General features: G+C 67.7%; 19 protein-coding genes and 1 tRNA gene. 11 read left to right on the forward strand and 9 right to left on the reverse strand.

Annotated elements, in window-relative coordinates:
* Nucleotides 1–141: 141 nt before the first annotated feature.
* Nucleotides 142–3,144, forward strand: a complete 3,003-nt coding sequence (locus tag AMS67_RS15925; protein ID WP_053388215.1) for an aminotransferase — start codon at nucleotides 142–144, stop codon at nucleotides 3,142–3,144.
* Nucleotides 3,145–3,175: 31 nt separating this feature from the next.
* Here the strand turns inward: AMS67_RS15925 and mgtE are convergent, their stop codons facing one another.
* Nucleotides 3,176–4,534, reverse strand: coding sequence for a magnesium transporter (mgtE, locus tag AMS67_RS15930; protein WP_053388216.1), 1,359 nt, complete (start codon nucleotides 4,532–4,534; stop codon nucleotides 3,176–3,178).
* A 365-nt stretch (nucleotides 4,535–4,899) separates the two neighbouring features.
* Between mgtE and AMS67_RS15935 the strand changes: the two genes are divergently transcribed.
* Both AMS67_RS15935 and AMS67_RS17010 read left to right on the forward strand, forming a co-directional pair.
* The gene (locus tag AMS67_RS15935; RefSeq protein WP_053388217.1) at nucleotides 4,900–5,850 is read left to right on the forward strand and encodes an endonuclease/exonuclease/phosphatase family protein; all 951 of its coding nucleotides are present in this window, start codon (nucleotides 4,900–4,902) and stop codon (nucleotides 5,848–5,850) included.
* A gap of 151 nt (nucleotides 5,851–6,001) precedes the next feature.
* On the forward strand, nucleotides 6,002–7,732 hold the full coding sequence (locus AMS67_RS17010) for a ParB/Srx family N-terminal domain-containing protein (RefSeq protein WP_075201450.1): 1,731 nt from the start codon (nucleotides 6,002–6,004) through the stop codon (nucleotides 7,730–7,732).
* A gap of 95 nt (nucleotides 7,733–7,827) precedes the next feature.
* On the opposite strand, the gene AMS67_RS15945 is transcribed toward AMS67_RS17010, so the two are convergent.
* From AMS67_RS15945 to fepB, 5 genes are all read right to left on the reverse strand, one after another.
* Nucleotides 7,828–8,673 carry a siderophore-interacting protein gene (locus tag AMS67_RS15945; protein WP_053388218.1) on the reverse strand — a complete coding sequence of 282 codons (846 nt, stop codon included), beginning with the start codon at nucleotides 8,671–8,673 and terminating at the stop codon, nucleotides 7,828–7,830.
* Nucleotides 8,670–9,530, reverse strand: coding sequence for an ABC transporter ATP-binding protein (locus AMS67_RS15950; protein ID WP_053388219.1), 861 nt, complete (start codon nucleotides 9,528–9,530; stop codon nucleotides 8,670–8,672). The genes AMS67_RS15945 and AMS67_RS15950 overlap by 4 nt, the downstream gene beginning before the upstream one ends.
* Nucleotides 9,531–9,540: 10 nt before the next feature.
* Nucleotides 9,541–10,518 (reverse strand): FecCD family ABC transporter permease, encoded by a 978-nt coding sequence (locus AMS67_RS15955; RefSeq protein WP_053388352.1) that lies wholly within the window; start codon nucleotides 10,516–10,518, stop codon nucleotides 9,541–9,543.
* 74 nt (nucleotides 10,519–10,592) lie between these two features.
* A complete protein-coding gene (locus AMS67_RS15960) occupies nucleotides 10,593–11,702 on the reverse strand; it encodes a FecCD family ABC transporter permease (protein ID WP_082305566.1) in 1,110 nt (369 codons plus the stop codon).
* Between the two features lie 5 nt (nucleotides 11,703–11,707).
* Entirely contained in the window at nucleotides 11,708–12,706 is a 999-nt protein-coding gene (gene fepB / locus AMS67_RS15965; RefSeq protein WP_075201452.1) for a Fe2+-enterobactin ABC transporter substrate-binding protein, read from the reverse strand.
* Between the two features lie 86 nt (nucleotides 12,707–12,792).
* On the opposite strand from fepB, the gene AMS67_RS15970 reads away from it, so the two are divergent.
* Nucleotides 12,793–14,256 (forward strand): helix-turn-helix domain-containing protein, encoded by a 1,464-nt coding sequence (locus AMS67_RS15970; RefSeq protein ID WP_053388221.1) that lies wholly within the window; start codon nucleotides 12,793–12,795, stop codon nucleotides 14,254–14,256.
* A 9-nt stretch (nucleotides 14,257–14,265) separates the two neighbouring features.
* On the opposite strand, the gene AMS67_RS15975 is transcribed toward AMS67_RS15970, so the two are convergent.
* Nucleotides 14,266–14,347 (reverse strand) — tRNA-Leu (locus AMS67_RS15975).
* A gap of 30 nt (nucleotides 14,348–14,377) precedes the next feature.
* On the reverse strand, nucleotides 14,378–15,160 hold the full coding sequence (locus tag AMS67_RS15980; protein ID WP_075201453.1) for a TIGR00645 family protein: 783 nt from the start codon (nucleotides 15,158–15,160) through the stop codon (nucleotides 14,378–14,380).
* Nucleotides 15,161–15,424: 264 nt separating this feature from the next.
* Here AMS67_RS15980 and AMS67_RS15990 point away from each other — a divergent pair, with 264 nt between their 5' ends.
* The 7 genes from AMS67_RS15990 (at nucleotide 15,425) to AMS67_RS16020 (ending at nucleotide 23,396) form a co-directional block, all read left to right on the forward strand.
* Nucleotides 15,425–16,477, forward strand: coding sequence for a TerC family protein (locus AMS67_RS15990; protein ID WP_075201455.1), 1,053 nt, complete (start codon nucleotides 15,425–15,427; stop codon nucleotides 16,475–16,477).
* A 238-nt stretch (nucleotides 16,478–16,715) separates the two neighbouring features.
* On the forward strand, nucleotides 16,716–18,254 hold the full coding sequence (gene leuC, locus AMS67_RS15995; protein ID WP_053388224.1) for a 3-isopropylmalate dehydratase large subunit: 1,539 nt from the start codon (nucleotides 16,716–16,718) through the stop codon (nucleotides 18,252–18,254).
* A gap of 3 nt (nucleotides 18,255–18,257) precedes the next feature.
* Nucleotides 18,258–18,860 carry a 3-isopropylmalate dehydratase small subunit gene (gene leuD / locus AMS67_RS16000; protein ID WP_053388225.1) on the forward strand — a complete coding sequence of 201 codons (603 nt, stop codon included), beginning with the start codon at nucleotides 18,258–18,260 and terminating at the stop codon, nucleotides 18,858–18,860.
* Nucleotides 18,857–20,287, forward strand: a complete 1,431-nt coding sequence (murA, locus tag AMS67_RS16005) for a UDP-N-acetylglucosamine 1-carboxyvinyltransferase (RefSeq protein WP_241488118.1) — start codon at nucleotides 18,857–18,859, stop codon at nucleotides 20,285–20,287. The genes leuD and murA overlap by 4 nt, the downstream gene beginning before the upstream one ends.
* 84 nt (nucleotides 20,288–20,371) lie before the next feature.
* Nucleotides 20,372–21,148 carry a lysophospholipid acyltransferase family protein gene (locus tag AMS67_RS16010; protein WP_053353244.1) on the forward strand — a complete coding sequence of 259 codons (777 nt, stop codon included), beginning with the start codon at nucleotides 20,372–20,374 and terminating at the stop codon, nucleotides 21,146–21,148.
* Nucleotides 21,145–22,266 (forward strand): NAD(P)H-dependent glycerol-3-phosphate dehydrogenase, encoded by a 1,122-nt coding sequence (locus tag AMS67_RS16015; RefSeq protein ID WP_053388226.1) that lies wholly within the window; start codon nucleotides 21,145–21,147, stop codon nucleotides 22,264–22,266. Before AMS67_RS16010 ends, AMS67_RS16015 begins: the two co-directional genes overlap by 4 nt.
* Nucleotides 22,263–23,396 (forward strand): D-alanine--D-alanine ligase family protein, encoded by a 1,134-nt coding sequence (locus tag AMS67_RS16020; RefSeq protein WP_053388227.1) that lies wholly within the window; start codon nucleotides 22,263–22,265, stop codon nucleotides 23,394–23,396. Before AMS67_RS16015 ends, AMS67_RS16020 begins: the two co-directional genes overlap by 4 nt.
* A 36-nt stretch (nucleotides 23,397–23,432) precedes the next feature.
* Here AMS67_RS16020 and AMS67_RS16025 read toward each other — a convergent pair whose 3' ends face one another.
* Nucleotides 23,433–23,927, reverse strand: coding sequence for a DUF3515 family protein (locus AMS67_RS16025; protein WP_053388228.1), 495 nt, complete (start codon nucleotides 23,925–23,927; stop codon nucleotides 23,433–23,435).
* Nucleotides 23,928–23,936: the final 9 nt, after the last annotated feature.

A 23,936-nucleotide genomic window follows, 5' to 3' on the forward strand; every position in this document is an offset into this window, starting at 1 on the left:
ACCCACGATCTTCGACGTCGGCTTGTGCGGCCCCATGGCCCGAGCCCGAGTGCCCCGCACCGCACGCGCACCCGCGCCGCGCCGCGATGGAGCACCCAACACACGAGTGACATCATCGACATCAGAGATGGAGACCACGCGATGACTGAATCATCACCGGGTGGATTGGTGCGACCCGCTGTGACCGAGGCCGACGCCGTAACGATTGCCCGCGACTGCTATGGGATCGAGGTGACCGCCTCAGAACTCGGCAGCAACCAAGATCGCAATTTCGCGTTGACCGCCGCCGATGGCACCCGGAGCGTACTGCGCATCGACAACCCGATCTTCGCCGACGACGCGCGTGACGCGCAGCACGCGGCGATCGACGCCTATCGCGCTGCGGGCGTGCAGCCGGCGCCGGTACTGCCGGGGCTGAACGGCGAGTTGACGCAGCGCTGGGGTGGCTTCGCCGTGCGGCGCAGCGAGTTCGCCGCGGGCGAGCCGATGGTCGACCTCGGCTACTTCGCACCTGTCGTGCTTGACGAGTTCGGGGCACTCGCGGCGGCCTCCGCGAATGCGCTCGCCGACTTGCGCCACCCCGGGCTCGACCGCGAGCATATGTGGGACATGCGCGTGGCGTTCGCCGAGACCTCGAAGCTGGTCGACGCGATCACCGACGAAGACCTGCACGAGCGCGTGGTGCTCGCCGCGACCGCGGCTGACGAAGCGCTCGCTCCGCTCGTCGACGCGCTGCCGGTACAGGCGATCCACGGCGACCTCACCGACGACAACGTGACGGGCGTGCGCGGCGATGACGCGCGCGTGCACCCGTCGACCGTGCTCGACCTCGGCGACCTCTCGTACGGCTGGCGCGTCGCGGAGCTCTCGGTCACCGCGAGCTCGCTGCTGCACCACGAGCCCGAGCGGCCGCTGCGGTTGCTCGACACGATCGCCGCGTTCCATCGCGACGCTCCGCTGTCGGCTGCCGAGGCGCGCGCCATATGGCCGCTCGTCGTGCTGCGGGCCGCACTGCTCGTCGCGAGCGGGTGGCGGCAGCTGCAGATCGACGGCGACAACGACTACGCCCGCGACCGCATCGCCGGTGAGCAGGCCATCTTCGACGCGGCGACCTCGGTGCCGCTCGCCGAGGCGACGGAGCAGGTGCTGGCGCGTCTCGGGTTCCAGGGCGTCGCGCACGGGAGCGAGTTGCAGCTCGTGGCGCTGCCCCAGGCGGTTGCGAGCGCTCCGCTCCGCGCCCTCCTGCCCGGGCTCGACGGCGACGTGGAGATCGTGGATCCGGGCGTCGAATCTGAAGCACTTGCGTCAGGCGCGTGGCTCGAGCCCGACGCCGAGGCGAGCCTGGTGGCGGCAACACTGCGCGCCGGAAACGCCGCTGCCGTGCTGCCCTACGGCGTGTACCGTCTCACTCGCGCAACAGTCGACGCGAGCGAGGCCGCGGCGACCTGGCCGATCGCGACGGAGATCTGGGTCGCCGGGGGAGACACGCTCGACGTGGCCGCCCCGGTCTCAGGGACGGTTGCGGTCGCGACCGAGCAAGGCCTGCTGCTTGAGCTCGACGGCGGGTGGTTCCTCGCGATCGATGGTGTCGCCGCGTCGCGCGAAGCGGGCGATGCGGTCGCAGCCGGTGGCCCGCTCGGGCGCCTCGCCGCGTCCGAAGACGCCCGTGCGCTCGCCGTGACGCTGTGCCGCAGCGACGCGCTCGACGGTGCGGAACCGCCCATCCTCGCCGTGGCCGAACCCGCACCTGGTCGTGCGCCACTCGTGGCCCCGGAGCGGGTACCCGCTTGGAGCCGTTTTACGCATGACGCGGCGCTGGTGCTGGGCTTGCCGCGCCTCGCTCAGCGGGATGAGGCCGGTGACGAACTGCACCGCCGCGAACAGATCTTCGCGAGTGCGCAGGAGCGCTACTACGATCGGCCGATGCAGATCGAGCGCGGCTGGCTCCACCACCTCGTCGATACGACCGGCCGCACGTACATCGATATCGTGAACAACGTCACCGGGCTCGGCCACGGCCACACGGGCGTCGCCGATGCGGTGAATCGGCAGATCCGTGTGCTCAACACCAACTCGCGGTTCCTGTACCGAGAACTGGCCGAATACAGCGAACGGCTGCTCGCACTGGTGCCGCCGGAGTCTGAGCTCGACACGGTGCTCCTCGTCAACAGTGGCTCCGAGGCCGTCGATCTCGCCCTCCGACTCGCGCAGGCGGCGACCGGCCGCAAGACCGTGGTCGCGCTGCGCGAGGCCTATCACGGCTGGACCATGGCATCGGATGCCGTGACGACGAGTGCCTACGACAACCCGTTCGCGCTCGAGAACCGCCCCGACTGGGTGCACGTCGCCGACGTGCCCAACCGGTTCCGCGGCACCTATCGGGGCGACGACACCGGCGCCGCGTACGCCGCGGATCTGGGGCGTGACCTCGACGAGCTGTCGGCCGACGGTCGCGACGTCGCTGCATTCATCTGCGAATCGGTGCTCGGCAACGCGGGCGGCGTGCTGCTGCCCGACGGCTATCTCGTCGATGCCTACGCCCGAGTGCGCGCCGCTGGTGGGCTGTGCATCGCCGATGAGGTGCAGGTCGGCTTCGGTCGTATGGGGTCGAGCTTCTGGGGGTTCGAGCAGTCGGGGGCGGTGCCCGACATCATTACGATTGCGAAGCCCATGGGCAACGGCTTTCCGATCGGCGGCGTCATCACGTCGAAGCGCGTCGCAGACGCGTTGGCGAGCCAGGGTCAATTCTTCTCGTCGGCCGGCGGCAACCCGCTGAGCTGCCGCGTCGGCATCGCGGTGCTCGACGCGATGGCCGAGGAGGGGCTGCAAGAGAACGCGCGCGTGGTCGGCGAGCGCCTGGCGAACGGATTCCGCGCACTGGCTGAGCAGCACGATCTCATCGGCCCGGTGCACGGCGAGGGGTTGTATCTCGGCGTCGAGCTGGTGCGGGATCGCGAGACCCTCGAACCGGCGAAGGCCGAAGCGGCGGCGATCTGCGAGCGGCTCAAAGAGCTGGGCGTCGTCGTGCTGACGACCTCTGAGCGCTCGAACGTGCTGAAGGTGAAGCCGCCGCTCTGCCTCACCGCGGAGAGCGCCGACTTCGTGGTGTCGGCGCTCGACCGGGTGCTCACCGAGGGCTGGTAACCTCGCCGCTCTCGGCGGTGCTGCGGCCGGTTTAGAGCCGCAGCACCGCCGAGGCGATGCCGAAGTACACGAGCAGACCCGTGGCGTCGACGAATGTCGAGATGAACGGGTTCGAGAATACGGCGGGGTCCACCCGCACGGCGCGAGCGAGCAGCGGCATGCACCCGCCGACCACGGCCGCCACCGTGCAGACGGCGAGCAGCGTGAGCCCGATCACGGCCCCGATGGGCAGCGAGTAGAGCGTCCCGGCGATCCCGAACCCCAGCGCTCCGAGCAGCAGCCCGAGCAGTGCCCCGGTGCGCAGTTCCCGCGCGAGCACGCGGAAGATATCGCGCGGTCGCACGTCCCCGAGCGCGAGCGCGCGGGTGACGGTGGTCGCGGCCTGGTTTCCGGTGTTGCCGCCCGTGCCGATCAGCAGGGGCACGAACAGGGCGAGTACGGTGACCTGCTCGATCGTCGCTTCGAATATCTCGAGCACCTGCACCGTGAGCGTCGCGCCCACCGCGAGCACGAGCAGCCAAACCACGCGCGAGCGCACCAGGGTGCGCACCGGGGTCGAGAGGTAGGGGCGGCGCAGCGGCTCGGAGCCGCCCTGACGCGCAGCGTCCTCGCTCTCCACGTTCTCGAGGATGCGGATCGCGTCGTCGATCGTGAGCATGCCGACGAGGCGCTCCTCGCTGTCGACGATCGGCAGCGCGAGCAGCGAGAGATCGGCGCAGCGTCGCGCGGCCGTCTCATCGGATTCGGTCGCCGCCGCGGTGTGCACGGGCCGCATCAGTTCCGAAATGACGGCGTCTGACTGCGCCGCGAGCAATTCGCGCAGGCTGACCACGCCCACGACCGTGCGCGTGCCGTCGAGCACCGGAATCGTGTAGACGGTCTCGGCGTCATCGATGTGCGCGTGCACGCGCTGCAGGGTCTCTGCGACCGTCAGCGTGGCGCGGGTCGACACGTACTCCGGGGTCATGCGCCGCCCGACACTGCCCTGCGGATACCCGAGCAGGGATGCGGTGAGCGCGCGATCCTCTGCGGGCAGCCCGCGCAGCAGCTGGGTCGCGAGCACCGACGGTACCTCGTCGAGCAGCCACAACCGGTCGTCGGGGTCGAGCTCGGCGAAGAGCCGACTGACTTCGGCATCTTGCAGCCCGTCGAGCAGATCGCCCTGGAGTGAGGGCGGCAGTGCTTCGAACACCTCGATCGCGCGGGGCTTCGCCAGCAGGCGGAACAGCACGGCGCGCTGGCGCAGGTCGAGGCGCTCGAACATCGGCACGAGCTCCGCGGCTGAGACCGACGTGAGGTCGTGCGTCAGCGCGGGCAGGTCGGTGCCGTCGAGATGCGTGATGATCTCGGCGAAGCGGTCATCGATGGTGGGGATCGGCTGAGTGGTCATGAGAACTCCTTCGCTCGGGCGCAGAAACGCGCCACGGCGCCCGAGAAATGTCGGGCGGCTGGATGGGAGCCGGGCAGACGCGGAGCCTCGCAGCGAACGGCGGAGACGTGCTCGGGGGAGTACGTGCCGTTAGCGAGCGTGCGAGAACCGGAGCGCGGAGCCCGGCTGCTGACTATTACTGTCACTGGACATCGGGCTCACCTCGCTTGGGTTCTGGGTCGTGCTGACCACGGGAACCCTAACAGTCAGGCAGCCGATCGGCAAACCCGGCGTGGGTCAGGCATTCCGCATCTCCCCAGGAACTGCCTGAGCCGCGTTGGTAGCATCGGGAGCTTCGCGCCGAGATCCGGGCGGAGGGAGCAGCCATGAACGAAAACGCACCCCGGCGACGGCCGGGCATCATTCTGGCTGCGCTCGCAGGCGTACTCGGCGTGCTCGTCGCCGTACCGCACCTCCTGCCGGATGCGCTCGGCCTGGCGATTGCGGTCGAGGCCGTGCTGCCCTGGTTCGGGATCGCCATTGCGCTCGTGCTGATCGCCGCACTCGTGCGCCGCCGCTCCCTGGCCGTCATCGTGGCCGTCGCCGCAGCGATCGCGTGGTGCGTCGTCTTCGTGCCGCGCGTGCTGCCGCTCAGCGTCTCCGCAGACGCCGCCGCGAGCGCCGCAGCGGGGGATCGAACGCTCAGCGTGATCAGCCAGAATCTGCACGGTGCCGTTGGCGACCCGGCGGGCACGGCGCAGGCAGCGCTCGATGCGGCTCCCGATCTCATCGCCTTTCAGGAGCTCGACGGTGGTTCGCGCGATGCGGTAGACGCGGTGCTCGCCGAGCAATACCCCTACCTCTCACGAGCGGGGTCCGTGTCGCTGTGGAGTGCATACCCGATTACCGCCGATGAACCGCTTGATCTCGGGCTCGGCTGGAATCGTGCGCTGCGCGCAACGGTCGCGGCGCCCGCTGGAGACGTCGAGGTGTACGTCGTGCACGCCGCGTCGGCGCGCATCGGAGAGCACGGGCCGCGGGATCGCATGCTCGCCGAACTTGCCGACACGGTGCGGGCAGACGGGAGCGCCCGCATTCTCGCCGTCGGCGACTTCAACGCCGGCACCGACGATCGCGCGTTCGCCCCGATCGCCGCGCTGCTGACCGAGCCGCGGCAGACGAGCGGTGGCTTCGGGTTCTCTTGGCCCGAGGAGTTTCCAGTGACCCGCCTCGATCACGTGCTCACGCGTGGCCTGACCGCGACCGCGTCGTCGACCGAGCGCCTCGGAGCGAGTGACCACCTGGGGGTGCGCGCGGAGTTCGTGCTCAGCGACTAGCGAGACTGGAAGCGGCCGCGCGGGTGAACGATTCCGTTCACCCCGGGGTCGCAGGGGAGACACTTCTGGTTCATCCACGCTCGGAATGATGGTCGAGGTTGCGGCTGGGAAACGGCCGCGCCGATCCGACATTCGATCAGGAAAGGCCTCCGTGCTCCCCACCCCGAATTCTGCCGTTCCGCGTGCGCGCCGCCGGTTCGCGGCGCTCAGCGTCGCCACCGCGCTGCTGGCCGCACCGCTCGCCGCGGGCGTCGCCGCACCGGCGTTCGCCGACCCCATCACCGATTCCGGCGCGACGCAGGCTGCCGAGCCGACCCTCGACACCGCCGCTGCGGGTGGCTACGCCGACGCCGAAGCGGGCGATCTGCTCGACGTGCGCATCGGTGACGTGCACCCGACGCAGCCGTCGATCGGCTACGACGAGATCTACTACAAGCTCGGGCGCTACGACGCGACCATGGGCAAGGACGCCGTGAACAAGCGCTTCGGCGACTGGTGCGAGGCCAACGGGCAGCTGGATGCCGTCGCCGCCGAACCGACTGCGACGCTCCGCGATCCCGCATCGTTCACCTGCGAGCTGCCGCTGGGCGGCGAGACCGACAAGAGCCGGGCGGCGATGAAGACCGTCGTCATCGGCCCCGAAGGGGTGCCGTACCTCACCGACGGGCACCACACCCTCACATCGCTTGCGGAAACGCCCGACGGCGGGCTCGACCTGCACGTGCGTCTGCGCGTGGTCGCGAACCTCTCGGACCAGGCGCCCGAGCAGTTCTGGCAGACGATGATCGCGAACAAGTGGACGTGGCTCGAGCAGGTCGACGGCTCGGCCATCACCCCCGATCAGCTTCCGGCTACGGTGGGCATGAAGAACTTCGCGGACGACCCCAACCGCAGCCTGCTGTACTTCGCCCGCGACATCGGATTCGCGTCGGGCACCATCCCGTTCCAGGAGTTCTACTGGGGCGCATGGCTGCGCGACAGCAACCCCGACTACCTCGCGACCTGGAACAGCAGCGACCGCGAAAGCTACCTCGCGACCGTGCGGGCGCTCTCTGAGCAGCAGGTCGCCCTCCCGAAGGATGGCGTCGTGTACAGCGGCTTCACCGCCACGGATCTCGGCGCACTCGCCGAGTGGAACGACGGCAAGAAGGAGACCAAGGGCGAGTGGGACAAGCTTTCCCAGCCGTACGAGGCCGCGAAGCCGGGCAAACTCGCCTACGCGATGGCTTACAAGGCGACGCTGCCGGAGACCGAGGAGCCTGGGACTGAAGAACCCGGGACCGAGGAGCCCGGTACGGAGGAGCCCGGCACGGAGGAGCCCGGCACGGAAGAACCTGGCACGGAGCAGCCCACCGACCCCGCGACGGTGCTCGGCACCCTCTCAGTGCAGGGCGAGCTGGTGCCCGGTGGCACGATCTCGGTGAACGGCACCGGGTTTGCGCCTTCGACGAGCGGATTCTCGCTGGAGCTGCACTCCGACCCGGTCAAGCTGGCCGACGTGACGACCGATGCCGACGGCGCATTCACGATGGCCGCGACCCTGCCCGAGTCGCTGAGCGGCGCGCACCGCGTCGTGCTGCTGATCAACGGTGTCGAGGTCGGCGGGGCGGCGGTTGAGATCGCCCCGATCGACGGTGAGCAGGCGAACGGTGCAGTGAACGCCGACGGTACCGACCTGACGACGGGAACAGCGTCGGGCGATGCCACCATCGCGGCTTCCGGCTCGGCCTCCGGCGCCGGCTCGAACGCGGGCGCCGGTACGACGGCAGCGCTCGCGCAGACGGGTGCGACATCGGCACTGCCCGCGCTCGCCATCGGTAGCGCGCTGCTGCTCGTGGGCGCTACCGCGCTCGTGCTGCGACGACGCGCTGTGCAGCACTGAATCGCCGCGCAGCGCTGAACTGAACTGCAGCACAGAGCTGACCCGCTGGTTCGGGCGTCCGTGAAATGCGGGCGCCCGAACCAGCGCGATACGGGTCAGATGGCGAGCGACAGGTCGTCGAGTTCGGTGAGCGAGCCGCCCTCTGCCAGCAGTTTCTCGTAGGCTGCGAGACGCTGCTCATCGATCTGCGTGTTGGTCGTGCCCCGCTTCCAGTAGCCGAACACGGCGACGTCGTCTTTCGTGAGCCCGTGCTCCGAGCGGAAGAACGACCGCACGGTGCGCATCTCGTCGCGCTCGCCGGCGCCCCACACCACCATCTCGCCGGGCAGGTCGATCGACGTGAGCTGTTCTGAGAACCCGGCGCCCGGTGCCACCCGTGTGAGTTCCAGCCCGGGCAGCTGGGGGAGTTCGCCGAAGGCCACCGCGTCGTCGGTCGCGACCCAGCCCACTCCACTCAGACCTGGGCGCGCCTGCGTCAGGATCGCGTAGAGCGCCGGAATCGCGGTCGCGTCGGCGAAGATCGCGACCGCACGGCCCTCGGTTTCCGGGATGGGGAAGTGCGGGCGGGGGCCGCCGAACGAGACGGTGTCGCCGACGCGCAGCGTCTGCAGCCACTGCATCATCGGGCTGCGCGCACCGTGCCGCACGACATCGACCTCGATCGTGTCGGCATGCAGATCGGCAGACCGTACGGTGTAGACGCGGGTCGACGCCTCGAATCGGTCGTCGAGGTAGAAGCGAATTGCGACATTGGGTGCGGTCCAGAGGGGCTCGTCGGAGAGACCCTCGATGTGCAGCACGACGCGGGCGAGCTCCGCAGTGATGTCGTCGATGCTGCGCACGGTCGCGGTGCCGAGCACCAGGCCTCGGTTGTGCTCCGACGACTGCACGGCGGATCGCTCCTGCAGCGGGGTCGAGCTTTCGGGGGTGGGCTGCGTCATGAGCGCTCCTGTTCTGCCGCGACGGGTGCCGCAGCGGTCATGGGTGTGTGGTTCTGAGGCCTCCGGCGGTCGCGCGGGATCACCAGCGGTCGACCGGTCTCGGGGTCGTCGATGACGCGCGCGTCGAGCCCGAACACCTCGCGCAGGGTCGGTTCCGTGAGCACCTCATCGGGGGAGCCCGCGGCGGCGATCCGACCGTCGCGCATCGCGACGATGTGCGTGGCGTACCGTGCCGCGAGATTGAGGTCGTGGAGTACCGCGACCAGCGTGCGACCGCGCGAGTGCAGCTCGGAGCAGAGATCGAGCACGTCGATTTGATGCGCGATGTCGAGGTAGGTGGTGGGTTCGTCGAGCAGCAGAATCGGGGTTTCTTGAGCGAGTGCCATCGCGATCCACGCGCGTTGGCGCTGCCCGCCGCTGAGCTCTTCGACGAGGCGGTCGGCATCACTGGTCAATCCGACTTCGGCGAGCGCTCCGTCGACGGCGAGTTGATCGTCGGGAGACCACTGTCGCAGCAGCGACTGATACGGATTGCGGCCTCGCGCAACGAGATCGGCCACGGTAATTGCCGCCGGGGTGACAGGAGATTGTGCCAGGGTGCCGATGGTGCGGGCGACCTGCTTCACCCGCATAGTCGACAGATCGACGTCGTCGAGGGTGACGGCTCCCGAGCTCGGCGTCATCATGCGGGCGAGGGATCGCAGCAGCGTCGATTTGCCGCACCCGTTCGGGCCGATGACGGCCGTGAACCCACCGTCGGGTACGGCGAACGTGAGGTCCGAGATGATTTGCCGGTGACCGTAGCCGACGTCGAGGTGCGCGGCGGCGAGCCGTGGGGTGGGGGGTACGTGGTGCATGGAGTTCCGTTCAAGCGCGGCGTGCGAGGAGCCACAGGAGGTAGACGCCGCCGAGCACGCTGGTGACGAGCCCGACCGGCGTGCGCAGGCCGATGTCGAGATTCTGGGCGAGGAGGTCGGCGCCGACGAGGAGAGCAGCGCCGACGAGAGCGGAGAGACCGATGAGGGCTCCGGGAACCGGGGCGAGTCGGCGTGCGATCTGCCCGGATGTGAACGCGATGAATGCGATGGGCCCGGTCGCCGCGGTGCCGACCGCCGCGGCGATGACGGCGACGATCATCGCCAGAAATCGCGTGCGTTCGACGCGTACCCCGAGCCCGTGTGCGCTGTCGTCGCCCATCTCGATGAGTGCAAGATCGCGGCCGAGCCAGAGCAGCAACGGCAGCACGATGGCGAGCGCCGCCGTGGCGGCCCAGACGTGCGGCCAGCCGCGACCGATGAGCGAGCCGGACGTCCATACCTGCGCGAGCAGGGCGTCGTCGACGTCGGCGCGGGCGATAAGCAGAGCGGTGATCGCGCTCACCACGGCGCCCACGCCGATCCCGACGAGTACGAGTCGGAGGCCGCCAGTGATGCCGTCGCGGCGGGCCAGTGCGTAGACGATCAGTGCTGTCAGCACACCGCCGAGTACGGCAGCGGCCGCGGTGGCGAGCATTCCGCCGTCGAACACCACGATCTGAAAGACCGCGCCGGTCGCCGCGCCCGAAGTGAACCCGATGATGTCGGGGGAGCCGAGCGGGTTGCGCGAGAGCGACTGGAACGCGGCGCCGCTCATCCCGAGCAGCGCCCCGACGAGCGCGGCGGTCAGTGCGCGCGGCAGGCGCCGGTTGAACACCGAGCGTTCGAGTGCTGGTCGGGCATCTCCGGTCAGCACGGCCGTGATCTCTGTGAGTTCGAGACGCTGACTCCCCACAATGACCGCGGCGATCACGATAACGACCACGAGCGCGGCGAGGATCGCCACGCTGCGCGCGAGACGCCGCTGCATCACAAAACTGAACCTGCCGATCTGCACGATGATCCGGGACCGCGGAGCACGGCTCGGCGCGACCACCTGCCCGCTCACAGTGCGGCGACCCGGCGTGAGCGCACGAGTGCGATGAAGAGTGGCGCGCCGAACAGGGCCGCAGCGAGGCCGGTCTGCAGCTCTGCGGGGGCGACAAGTGCGCGACCGAGCGTATCCGCGGTGACCAGCAGGGCCGCGCCGACGACGATCGATGCGGGGAGGAGCCGACGGTGCTCGTTGCCTGCAGCGAATCGAGCAATGTGCGCGGCGCCCAGGCCGATGAACCCGATCGGACCGGCTGCCGCGGTGGCGGCACCGGCGAGCACCACGACCACTGCTGCGGCGCCGATCCGGGTCCCTGCGACGCGCGTACCGAGGGCACTCGCGGCATCGTCACCGAGCGCGAGCGCGTTGAGCGGCCCCGCGAGCAAACCGGACACGATCAATCCGACCGCGATGAACGGCAGCACCGACCAGATGACGTCGGCTCCGCGCCCCTGCAGCGAGCCGAGCGCCCAGTAGCGGAAGATCGTGAAGCTCGTCTCGTTGCTGATGAGTACCATCTGCGTCAGCGCGGAGATGACGATCGCGACGGCGGTGCCTGCGAGCGCGATGCGCACCGGCGTCGCGGCGCTCCGTCGTGCCGTGCCCAGCGCATAGACGAGCACTGCGGTGAGTGCAGCGCCGGTGAACGCGAACCAGATGTACCCCGTGACGCTGTGCACTCCGAAGTACGCGATCGCGATGACGACGCACAGCGACGCACCCGCGTTGACTCCGAGAATGCCGGGGTCGGCGAGCGGATTGCGCGTCATGGACTGCATGAGCGCGCCCGCGAGTCCGAGTGCGGCGCCCACGAGCGCGCCGAGCAGTATTCGCGGCAGACGGGACTGCACCACGATCAGGTGCGCATCATTGCTCGGATCGTACGCGACGAGCGCCTGCACGACCGTTCTGGGCGGCACCGGGTGGGAGCCGAGACCCAGGCCGAGTACCGACGCTGCGGCGAGCAGGGCGACGCCGCCACCGAGCATCGCCGCGGTGCGCCCGCGCGGAGAGCGGCGGGTACGCGATGTTGGGCTCGCCGGGGCGGCATCGGAGGGCTGTCCGGGCTGCTCCGGGGCGCCGTGCGCATCGGCGCGGCGCCCCGGTGAGGTGATGGTCATCGCGGTCAGTTGCTGAAGGTGTCGACCAACAGCTCGACGGTGAGTTTCGCGCTGTAGTAATCGAGACGGAACGCCTGTGCACCCAAGGAGAAGACGCGGTCGTTCTGTACGGCCGGCTGATTGGCGAGCAACGGATCGCCGGAGAAGTCTGCGGCAGGATCCCCGCCACCCATGGCGACGGCGAGCACGGTTTCGGCATCAGCAAGACCGGCCGACGTGTTCTCGGAGGTGAGCACGTCGACGCCGCGCCCCTGCGCGTCGTCGGTCTGGTATTTCTCGGCGACCGGTGCGTAGGTGAATCCGAGCGACGTGAGCAGTTCTGCTTGCGGGCTGTCGGCCGTGAAGGCCCACGAGCCGTCGGCGCCCATGTAGACCAGGGCGGTGGTCGGCTGCTCCGGGAGCTCAATGCGGGTGGCCTGGTCGGCGACCCAGTCATCGTACTCGGCGATGCGATCCGCCGCCGCGTCTTCGAGCCCGGTGATCTCCCCGAGCTCGGTCGTGAGTTCCTGCCACGTGATGCTGCTGTAGTCGAGCATGACGGTCGGAGCGATCTCGGAGAGCTGATCATAGGCGTCGGCGGTGGCGTCGCCGCCATTCGCGGAGCCGATGATCAGGTCGGGTTCGAACGCATCGACGGCATCGACGTCGAGGGTGAGGTCGGTGTACGCGATCTCGACGCCGCGGTCTTCGGCCACCTCGGCCCACTGGGTGAAGAACCCCTGGTCGTCGGTCAATGGGGAGACCGTGGTCGCGCCGGAGGCGACGAGCGGTGCATCGATGGCGAGCAGGCTGCCGGTGATGGAGGGGGACGTGGAGACGATGCGCAGCGGTGCCGCGTCGATCTCGGTCTCGCCGGATTCGTGGGTGATCGTGCGCGGCCAGTCGCCCGAGGAGTCGGAGGCCTGGGTGGCGTCGGCATCAGTCGCTGCGCTGCTCGTGCTGCAACCGGCGAGGAGCGCGGTCAGCGCGGCGGCCAGAATGATCGGGGCAAGGGGTTTCGCCATGCGGCGCACCTCCGTGGAATCGAGTTCAGCGCGGTCGAATCGCCGCGCGGTACCCTAAGTTAGTAGAGCCTAACTTGCATCTGTTGATGGAGAACGACACCGTGTTACCAGGACCCGCCGGGCGCCTCGCCGAACCGTTGCTGTACGTTGCGGTGCGCGGCGCGTGCACGATCACCGTGGGTGAGGTTGCCTGCAGCATCGCGGAGGGTGAAGCGCTCTGGGTACCGGCGGGGTCGATCGTCGATGCGACCCAGGCGTCAGAGTCCGGCATCGTGCTCCCGGTTCCCGGACACGCATCGGGGCCCGCGGTCATTGCGCAGATGTCCGGCGCGATCGAACACCTGCCGGTGCTGCTCGAGGCCTTCTCGAGGGGGCTCGGGCACCTCGACGACGGCTCGGCGCGCGGCGTGTCCGTGCGTCTTGAGGAGTCTGCGCTGCTCGAGCCCCCTCCGGCGCCGGTCTCGGCCGAACTCCACGACCTCGCCGACGCGTTGGCCGACAATCCCGACCTCGACCTCGCTGCCGCGCTCGATGCCGCGGTCACCGGCTGGAGCATGCGCTCCGTACAGCGGAGGTTCCGCGCCGAAACCGGTCTCTCGCTCACCGCGTGGGTACGTCGTTCCCGCATTCATGCCGCCGCCGAACTCCTGCGGAGCGGCCGTGACCTCGAATGGACGGCGCACCGAGTCGGCTTTCGCAGCGTGCCCGGGTTCGTGCGGGCATTTCGTGAGATTGCCGGATCACCACCCGGAGAGTGGCGACGTACCGCGACGGGTGCCGAGCTCGCCCGGGCGCAGATCGTTCCCACGGTCGCACTGGCGGAGACCCGCACCTGGGAGCGAGTGAACGGCGCGCACGTCGCCGTGTGGGCAGCCCTCGGGTTCGTCGACGTGATCATTGGCGGGCGGCAAATGCGCCTGCGCGAGGGAGACGCCGTGGTGCTCCCCGCAGGCCTGCGCAACCGAGTCACCGTGCCGGCCGGGTCGCTCATGCTGCCCATCGGCTATCGATCGGGCCGGGCGGGTGCCGTGGGGGTGCCGCTCGCCCCCGTGCAGGTGGCTCCACGGCTCGATATCGAGGCGATCGCGTGGATGATCGATGCGTACGCCAGGCCGAGTGCGACCGGTCCCGGTGCCGAGCGCGTGGAGGCGGGATTCGCTTCAGTGCTCCGCGAGGGCTCTCTTGCGCCCACCGACACGGATGACCACCGGCTCGCAGCCCTTGCGAGCGCCGTGTCGCTGCGACCCGAATGGAGTTTCACCGACATCGCAGCGCTGCTCGACGACAGCGAGCGCGATCTCAGGCGGTTCGTTCGCGAGCGCGCGGGGGAGTCGAGTGCGACCTGGCTTCGTGCGGCGCGCATGACCCGCGCCCGCAACCGACTCAACGAAGGGCAGGCAGCATCGCGCATCTCCCGAGATCTGGGCTACGCGCACCTGCCCGCGTTCTCGCGAGCGTTCAGAGAAGTGCACGGAGCGGGGCCCGCGACGGTGCCGCTCACCGACATCTCGGCGGTGTGGCCATCTGCCGGAGCCGGGTCGGTGCGCTGATACGCCACGTGCGCGAGGGGGGACTTGAACCCCCACGTCCGAAGACACTGGAACCTAAATCCAGCGCGTCTGCCAATTCCGCCACTCGCGCGTGGGCCGGGAATCCCGGCCGGGTACCACCTTAGCGGTCGTGCGAGACCACTTCGGCGCCCTCGGGCAGTTGTGCGCCCGCCGGCAGTCGCACGGTGACGAATCCGTCTGCTGCGGGTGCCGTAGCAGGCGCCGCAGGCGTCGGCGCGGCTGCAGGCGCGTCGCCGCGCAGCCCCGCTTCGATGGCTCCGGCGCTCAACCCGCTCGGGGCCGCCGGTGCGTGGTGCTGGCTCATGCGATCGATCCAGGCGAGCGCGATCGCGGAGACGATGAAGGCCAGGTGAATGGCGACCTCCCACATCACGCCCTCCGACGAGTACAGCACGGTGCCGTTGGCGTTCTTCACCAGGCCGTCGTGCATGCGCCCTACCTCGATGAAGGTCTTGAGCAGGTGGATCGATGAGATCGAGATGATGGACACCGCGAGCTTGACCTTCAGCAGGTTGGTGTTCACGTGCGACAGCCACTCGGGCTCGTCGTGGTGACCCTCGACACGAATCTTCGACACGAAGGTCTCGTACCCGCCGATGATCACCATGATGAGCAGGTTCGCGATCATGACGATGTCGATGAGCGCGAGCACGCTGAGCATCACGTCGGTCTCGGTGATGTGCCCGGTCGCGACGACGTTCTCGACGAGATGCCACAACTCGACGAAGAAGAGCACGACGTAGACCGCCTGCGCGACGATGAGGCCGAGATACAACGGCGCCTGCAGCCAACGGCTCGCGAAGATGAATCCTGCGAGCGTGCGAGAGGCGACCCCGGGGCCGGCTTCGGTGCTGCGTTCGATGGTGTTGGGTCGCTGACTCACGTGGGGCCCTCTCTGCGGATGTAGATGGCATGATGCTAGCGCAGCGCGATTGAGCGTTCGTGAACGAGGTGCGACGCGATCCGCCCGTGCGAGTACACTGTTGCGAGCGAAGGGGAGTATCCCGGTTCGCCCGTGTCGTCAATACGTGCCGCTCCGTAGCGGCGCCGGTGCGGGCGCGGTACTGCAGACGTCACGTCGAGCACCGGGGAGAGACTTTCGGTCATTCGCGCGCCTGCCGCGCCCTGCCGAAAGAAGTGCACTCCGGTGACCTCAGTTCTGCCACTCTGGTTCGAAATCGGATCGATGGTCGCGCTCGTCGTGATCCTCGTCATCGATCTCGCCCTGATCATTCGTCGTCCCCACGTTCCGTCGATGCGAGAGGCGAGCCTGTGGGTCGGGTTCTACGTGCTGCTCGCGCTCGTCTTCGCCGGAGCGATCTTCCTGCTCGGCGACGTGCAGCACGGCACCGAATTCTTGGCCGGCTGGCTGACCGAGTACAGCCTCTCCATCGACAACCTCTTCGTATTCGTGCTGATCCTCGCGAGTTTCAAGGTGCCGAGCGCCTACCAGCAGCGCGCGCTCATGATCGGCATCGTGCTCGCACTGCTCTTCCGCGGCGCGTTCATTCTGGTCGGTGCTGCGGTCATCGAACGATTCATCGCGATCTTCTTCGTGTTCGGTGCGTGGCTGATCTGGACGGCCTGGCAGCAGATCAAGCCCGGCGGTCACGACGACGAGGGCGATAGCTGGATCATTCGCCAGATCAAGAAGGTCATGCCGTTCAGCGAGCACTACGACGGTGGCAAGCTGCGCACCACGGTCGATGGCAAGCGCATGTTCACTCCCTTCCTCCTCGTGCTGATCTCCCTGGGATTCACCGATCTGCTCTTCGCCCTCGACTCGATTCCGGCGATCTTCGGCATCACGCAGAGCCCGTTCATCGTGTTCACCGCGAACGTGTTCGCGCTCATGGGCCTGCGTCAGCTCTACTTCCTGCTGGGCGGGTTGCTCGAACGTCTTGAATACCTCAAGTACGGCATCGCCGCGATTCTGGCCTTCATCGGCGTCAAGCTGATTCTCCACGCCCTGCATGAGAACGAGTTGCCGTTCATCAACGGAGGCGAGCACGTTCCCGTCCCCGAGATCACGACCGGAGTCTCGCTCGGCTTCATCGTCGGGGCGATGGCGATCGCGACGATCGCGAGCGTCATCAAGGCCAACCGCGAGGCGCGCGCACAGGGTGAGCACCTCCACCTCGGCATGGCCGAACCGCACGAATCGAACAGTCAGCACCACGATCGCGCGAACCGCCATTAGGGGCCAGCGCGCGGCTCGGCACCGAATGCAGGGTGCTCGGGTCGCGCGGTGGTAGACTCTCGGCATGCGTTCGCGGGCTCTGCTTCTTCACAGCCGCGACGGGGTCTAGCCCATCGACCGCCCGTCGCGGAGTTCGCGCATGGTCGATCCGCCGCGTCAGAGCTTGCGAAATAGTTTCGTGCCGCGCGGTGTTGAACAGCACAGTGCTGAGTGCACGGAACCGGGAAGAGAAGCACACATGAGCGAGCAGAATGCGACGGAGGCGGCCGGTCGGCCGCGGACCCTGGCAGAGAAGCTGTGGGACGACCACGTGGTCGTCAAGGGCGAAAACGGCGAGCCCGACCTGATCTACATCGATCTTCACCTCATTCACGAGGTCACCAGCCCGCAGGCGTTCGATGGCCTGCGTGTCGCTGATCGCCCCCTGCGTCGCGTCGATCTCATGATCGCGACGGAAGATCACAACACTCCGACGCTCAACATCACCCGTGAGATCGAAGACCCGACGAGCCGTCTGCAGATCGAGACGCTGCGTCACAACGTCGCCGAGTTCGGCGTGCGCGCGCATCCGTTGGGCGACCGCGAGCAGGGCATCGTGCACGTCGTCGGCCCGCAGCTCGGTCTGTCGATGCCGGGCATCACCGTGGTCTGCGGTGACAGCCACACCTCGACGCACGGCGCCTTCGGCGCACTCGCGTTCGGTATCGGCACCAGCGAGGTCGAGCACGTGATGGCGACCCAGACGCTGCCGCTCAAGCCGTTCAAGACCATGGCGATCAACGTCGACGGCGAACTGCGCCCGGGCGTAACGGCGAAAGACATCATCCTTGCGGTCATCGCGAAGATCGGTACCGGCGGCGGGCAGGGGTACGTGCTCGAGTACCGCGGTTCCGCGATCCGTGACCTGTCCATGGACGGCCGCATGACGATGTGCAACATGTCGATCGAAGCCGGTGCGCGCGCCGGAATGGTCGCTCCCGACGAGACGACCTTTGCGTACGTTAAGGGTCGCCCGCACGCACCGCAGGGTGACGATTGGGATGACGCGGTCGCATATTGGAAAACGCTGCCCACCGACGAGGGCGCGGTGTTCGACGCCGAGGTGTTCATCGATGCGAACGAGCTCGAGCCGTTCGTCACCTGGGGCACGAACCCCGGTCAGGGCGTGCTCCTCAGCGACACGGTGCCGAATCCCGAGCTCATCGCCGATCCCAATGAGCGCGCTGCAGCCGAGCGCGCACTCGAGTACATGGATCTCGCCGCGGGTACCCCGATGAAAGAGATTCCGGTCGACGCGGTCTTCATGGGCTCGTGCACCAACAGCCGACTCGATGATCTGCGCACCTTCGCCGAGCTCATCAAGGGCAAGCAAAAGGCGGAGGGCGTGCGACTGATGGTGGTTCCCGGCTCCGCCCGAGTGCGCGCCGAGGCCGAAGCCGAGGGCATCGACCGTATCGTCGAGGCATTCGGCGGTGAATGGCGCTTCGCGGGCTGCTCGATGTGCTTGGGCATGAACCCGGATCAGCTGGCGCCGGGTGAGCGGTGCGCGTCGACCTCGAACCGCAACTTCGAAGGCCGGCAGGGCAAGGGCGGTCGTACCCACCTGGTCTCTCCGCTCGTCGCAGCGGCGACCGCGATTCGCGGCACGCTCTCGAGCCCGTGGGATCTGCAGGATGACGCAGCGAACGGAGTGTCGCACGACGCGCCTGAGGGCTCCGAACTCCCGGTGCGGCGACGCATTCCGATCATGCCCGTCTCCGAGCAGGCAGGAGCCTGAGCCATGGATAAGTTCACCACGTTCACGGGCATCGCGGCTCCGCTGCAGCGCTCGAACGTCGACACGGATCAAATCATCCCTGCCGTCTTCCTGAAGCGGGTCACCAAGACCGGTTTCGACGATGCGCTCTTCTACCACTGGCGCCAGGACGAGCAGTTCGTGCTCAACCAGCCGGCGTTCCAGGGTGCGCAGATTCTCGTCGCGGGCCCCGATTTCGGCACCGGCTCGTCGCGCGAGCACGCCGTCTGGGCGCTGCGCGACTTCGGTTTCAAGGTGGTCATCTCTCCGCGTTTCGCCGACATCTTCCGAGGCAACTCGGGCAAGCAGGGTCTGCTCGCTGCGGTTGTTGCCGAAGACGACGTGAAGCGTATCTGGGCGGCCATCGATGCGCAGCCGGGCATCGAGCTCACGGTGAGCCTCGAAGATCGCACGGTGACGGTCGGCGACCTGACCGTAGGGTTCGACGTCGACGACTACACGCGTTGGCGCCTGCTCGAAGGCCTTGACGATATTTCCTTGACGCTCCGCAACGCGGATGTGATCACCCAGTTCGAGGCGAAACGCCCGAATTGGATGCCGACGACGACTCCCGTGGAGGCCGCATGACCGAGAAGCTCACGACCCAAGACACTGCGGTCGATACCGCCACTGAAGACGCGGATGCCGCCGGGCGCAAGCTCGACGCGCAGCGCGCTGGCGCCCGAGTCGGCCTCACCTCCGATGAGATCATCATCAACGGTGGGCGGCCGCTGAAGGGCCGCATCGAGGTGCGCGGTGCGAAGAACCTCGCGACCAAGGCGATGGTCGCGGCGCTGCTCGGCAAGACGCCGAGCGTGCTGCGCAATGTGCCAAACATCTCCGATGTTCGCGTCGTCGCCGGCCTGCTCGCACTGCACGGCGTGCTCATCACCAAGGGTGATCAGGCCGGGGAGTGGCGGCTCGACCCGTCGAACGTCGAGGTGGCGCATCAGGCCGACATCGATGCGCACGCGGGCTCGTCGCGCATCCCGATTCTCTTCTGCGGGCCGCTGCTGCACCGCCTCGGGGAAGCCTTCATCCCCGACCTCGGCGGATGCCGCATCGGCGACCGTCCGATCGACTTCCACCTCGATGCGCTGCGCCAGTTCGGTGCCGTCATCGAGAAGCTGCCGAGCGGCATCAGCCTGACCGCTCCGGATGGCCTCAAGGGAGCGAACATCGAGCTGCCTTACCCGTCCGTCGGTGCCACGGAGCAGGTGCTGCTCACCGCCGTGCTCGCCGAGGGCCAGACCGAGCTGCGCAATGCAGCGATCGAGCCCGAGATCGTTGACCTCATCTGCATCTTGCAGAAGATGGGCGCCATCATCTCGATGGAGCCGAACCGCGTCATCTTCATCGAGGGCGTTCCCGAGCTGCGCGGCTACGACCACCGTGCGATCTTCGACCGCAACGAAGCCGCGAGCTGGGCTGCTGCCGCGCTCGCGACCAAGGGCGACATCTTCGTCGGCGGTGTCGAGCAGGAAGAGATGATGACCTTCCTGAACGTGTTCCGCAAGGTCGGGGGCGATTTCGACGTCCACGACGACGGAATCCGCTTCTGGCACCCGGGTGGAGAGCTCAAGCCCGTCGTCATCGAGACCGACGTGCACCCCGGCTTCATGACCGATTGGCAGCAGCCCCTGGTGGTCGCGCTCACACTCGCTCAGGGCGAGTCGACGATTCATGAGACGGTGTACGAGAACCGCTTCGGCTTCACGGACGCACTCGTGAAGATGGGAGCGGACATCGTGGTGTACAAGGAGGGTCTGCACGACGAGAACCGTCGCGTCAAGCGTCGCGAGTTCGAGCAGGCCGCGGTGATCACCGGGCCCGTGCACCTGCGCGGCGCCGATATCGAGGTTCCCGACCTGCGCGGCGGGTTCAGCCACCTCATCGCAGCGCTCACTGCAGAAGGCCAATCGAAGGTCACGAACCTCGGCATCATCTCTCGCGGCTATGAGAACTTCATCGAGAAGCTGCACCTGCTCGGGGCAGATTTCGTCTACGAGAGCTGATCCTGCAGCAATCATTTTCTGCGAATGCGGCGGTGGCCCGGAGCGTATGCTTCCGGGCCACCGCCGCTTCGGGATAATGGACGTATGACTGACACGGTGAAATTCCGCAGCCGGCTTTCCGCGGAGAAACGCCGGCCCTCAGCGTTCTGGGCGCTCGCATCGTTGATTCTGCCGTTCTGGTCGATGATGGTTCGCTATCGCTTCACGCCGAAGTCGAAGCTGCCCGAGAGCGGTCCCTTCATCCTCGCGCCCAATCACTACAGCGAAGTCGATCCGATTGCGATGGGTGCCGCCGTCTGGCATCTCGGTCGACTGCCGCGATTCATGGCGAAGGCGAGCCTGTTCAAGGTGCCCGTACTCGGCTGGCTGATGCGTGCCTCGGGTCAGATCCCGGTGCAGCGAGAAGGTGCGGCGCGCTCCGCCGCCCGTGACGGAAACCCCATGAGCGCGGCGTCATTGTTGATCGAACGCCAACAAGGGGTCATCGTGTACCCCGAGGGCACCCTGACCCGCGACCCCGATCTCTGGCCGATGCGCGGCAAGAGTGGAGCGGTTCGTCTCGCCCTTGAATCAGGCATTCCGCTGATCCCCGTGGCGCACTGGGGTACGCAGCACTTGATGCCGCGGTATGCGAAGCGACTGCATCCGTTCCCTCGGAAGACGATCGAGGTATCGATCGGGGCGCCGCTCGATCTGAGCAAGTTCAAGGGCCGGCCCCTCGATCAGCGTGTCATCAACGAAGCGACGCGCGAGCTTATGGACGCCATCACTGCGCTGCTCGCGGAACTGCGCGGCGAGACCCCGCCCGCTGAGCGCTGGGATCCGAGTAAGCACCAGCAGAGCGAAACGGGACGCTTTTGAGTACTCGACCCGTGCCCGTGGTGTCTGCGAGCTCGACGAAGAATCGTGGCCGCAAGGTCGCCGTCATCGGTGCCGGAAGTTGGGGCACGACGTTCGCCAAGGTGCTCGCCGATGCCGGGTGCGACGTCACGATCTGGGCCCGTCGCCCTGAGATCGCGAATGAGATCCGCGTCGCGAAGCGCAACAGCCAATACCTCCCGGGCATCAATCTGCCCAAGCGGCTCAGCGCCACCGATGATCTTTCGGTCGCACTGAAGGGCGCACGCCTCGTGTTCCTGGCCGTCCCGAGTCAGACGCTGCGTCAGAATCTCATCGACCTCGAGCCGTATCTCGATCGCCGCTCGGTGCTCGTCAGCCTGGTGAAGGGTGTGGAGAAGACCACCACCATGCGCATGTCCGAGGTCATCGCGGATACGCTCGATCTCGATCCCGAGCGCATCGCCGTGGTTTCGGGCCCGAACATCGCGCTCGAGATCGCCAAGGAGCAACCCACCGGAGCGGTCGCCTCATGCGTCGATCTGGGCGTCGCGCAAGAGGTGGCCACGGCCGCGAATGCTCCCTACTTCCGTACGTACGTGAACACCGATGTGGTGGGTACCGAACTCGGCGGTGTGCTCAAAAACCTGATCGCGCTCGCGATCGGCATTGTCGACGGCGTCGGGTACGGCGAGAACACGAAAGCCGCGATTATTACGCGTGGGCTGGCCGAAATGACCGAGTTCTCGGTGGCATCCGGAGCCGACCCGGCGACGCTGTCGGGGTTGGCGGGTCTGGGCGACCTGATCGCCACCTGCCAGTCTCCGCTTTCGCGCAACAACACTGCGGGCCGACTCATCGGGCAGGGGTACACGCAGGAGGAGACCCGCGAGCAGATGCAGCAGGTCGCCGAAGGCATCACGTCGGTGCCGCCCGTGCTCGAACTCGCCCGTGAGCGGGGCATCGTCATGCCCATCGTGGAGCAGGTGCAGATGGTGCTCAGTGGGCGCATGGCGCCGAAGCACCTCGGCCCGCACCTGGCGACCGAAGACGAGGTGCCTCAAGCCGAGCTCAGCCTCGCCGCACCACAGGCCGGAAGAATCCGCCGACTATTCAACCGTTTCAAAGGAGAATCTTCGTGACTGAGCCCCAGCCCCAGGGCAGCGAACGCGCGAAGCGCACCGTCGTGCTGCTGTTCGGCGGCCGATCGAGCGAGCACGGCATCAGCTGCGTCACCGCCTCCGGCGTGCTGCACGCGATCGACCGTGCAAAGTTCGATGTGATTCCGGTCGGCATCACGAAACAGGGCGCGACCGTGCTGATGCAGGAAGAAGATCTCTCGGAGTACCGACTCGACGCCGCGGTGCTGCCCGAGGTGCGCGACAACGGCACGCGCGTGCTCTGGCCGGCGTCAACCGCGACGCGCGCGGTCACCGTGATCGATCAGCAGGGCACACTGCGCAGTCTCGGCCATGTCGACGCGGTGCTGCCGATGCTGCACGGACCTTACGGTGAAGACGGCACGGTGCAGGGCATGCTCGAACTCGTCGATATGCCGTACGTCGGCAGCGGTGTGCTCGGGTCGGCGTTGTGCATGGACAAGCACGCGGTGAAGACGGTGCTTGCCGACGCCGGCATCGCGGTGGCCCCGTGGAACACCGTCACGCGTTCGCAGCTCGATCACGACCCGTATCTCGTGTCGCGTCTCGACGAGGGCCTGACCTATCCGCTCTTCGTGAAGCCGGCCCGTGCCGGTTCGAGCGTCGGGGTCAGCAAGGTGACGGAGCCGGCGGGCCTGGGCGCCGCGCTCGAGATCGCATTCGCGGAGGATCGCACGGTGCTCATCGAATCCGCCATCATTGGCCGTGAGGTCGAGATCGCGGTGCTCGAGGGGCGCGGCGACGACCGCCCGCGCACGAGTTCGGTCATCGGCGAGATCGTTATCAGCGGTTCGGGGTTCTACGATTTCGATGCGAAGTACCTGGGGGCGTCGGGGGTCGAGCTCCGGCTGCCGGCATCGGTAACGGAAGCGGAATTCGCTGCGCTGCAGCGGGACGCCGTGCACGCGTTCGAGATCGCGCAGTGCGCGGGGCTCGCCCGCATCGACTTCTTCCTCACGGCAGACGGCCCGGTGCTCAACGAACTGAACACGCTTCCCGGCTTCACGCCGATCTCGATGTACCCGCGACTCTGGGAGGACTCGGGTCTCAGCTACACCGACCTCATCACCGAGCTCATCGAGCTCGCGATCGAGCACCGCCCGGCCTACTGACCGACGGCACGATCGGGTCAACTCCCGGCGCGATAACTACTGCTTCGCGCCGGGAATGTCGAACGTGTCGCTGAGGGCCGTGCACTTGCGCTCCTGCGGCAACTGCTGCACGACGTTGTTGAGGTCGACGGTCGTCTCGGTGCCGCTGACCTGCTCGGAGTCGACGTACACCACGATGCCAGGGGTGCGCCCGTAGGGCTCGAACTTGTAGATGGGGGCGGCGGAGTCGTCGATCACCCAATCGACGCCGTTCACGTCGACACAGGCGTCGGTGGTTGGCCCGCTCGGTTCGGTGCCGCAGATGAGCTGGACCGCGCTGTCGCCCCATGCCCCGGTCGACTGAGCGTTGGTGGTGCGGCGATCCTGCCCCGCGACCGTGTCGGGCAGACGCACGATGACGTTCGCGCACGCCGGATTGTTGGCATCTTCGGCTGCGGTCATGGGCACCGTCGGTGCGCATGCGGTGAGCATGGAGGCTGCGCCCAGCAGTGCGGCGGTCGATGCGGCGATCTTCAGGGCACGAGACTTCACCCGGCCAGC

It is taken from the genome of Leucobacter japonicus (assembly GCF_001273855.1).
Lineage (GTDB): Bacteria > Actinomycetota > Actinomycetes > Actinomycetales > Microbacteriaceae > Leucobacter > Leucobacter japonicus.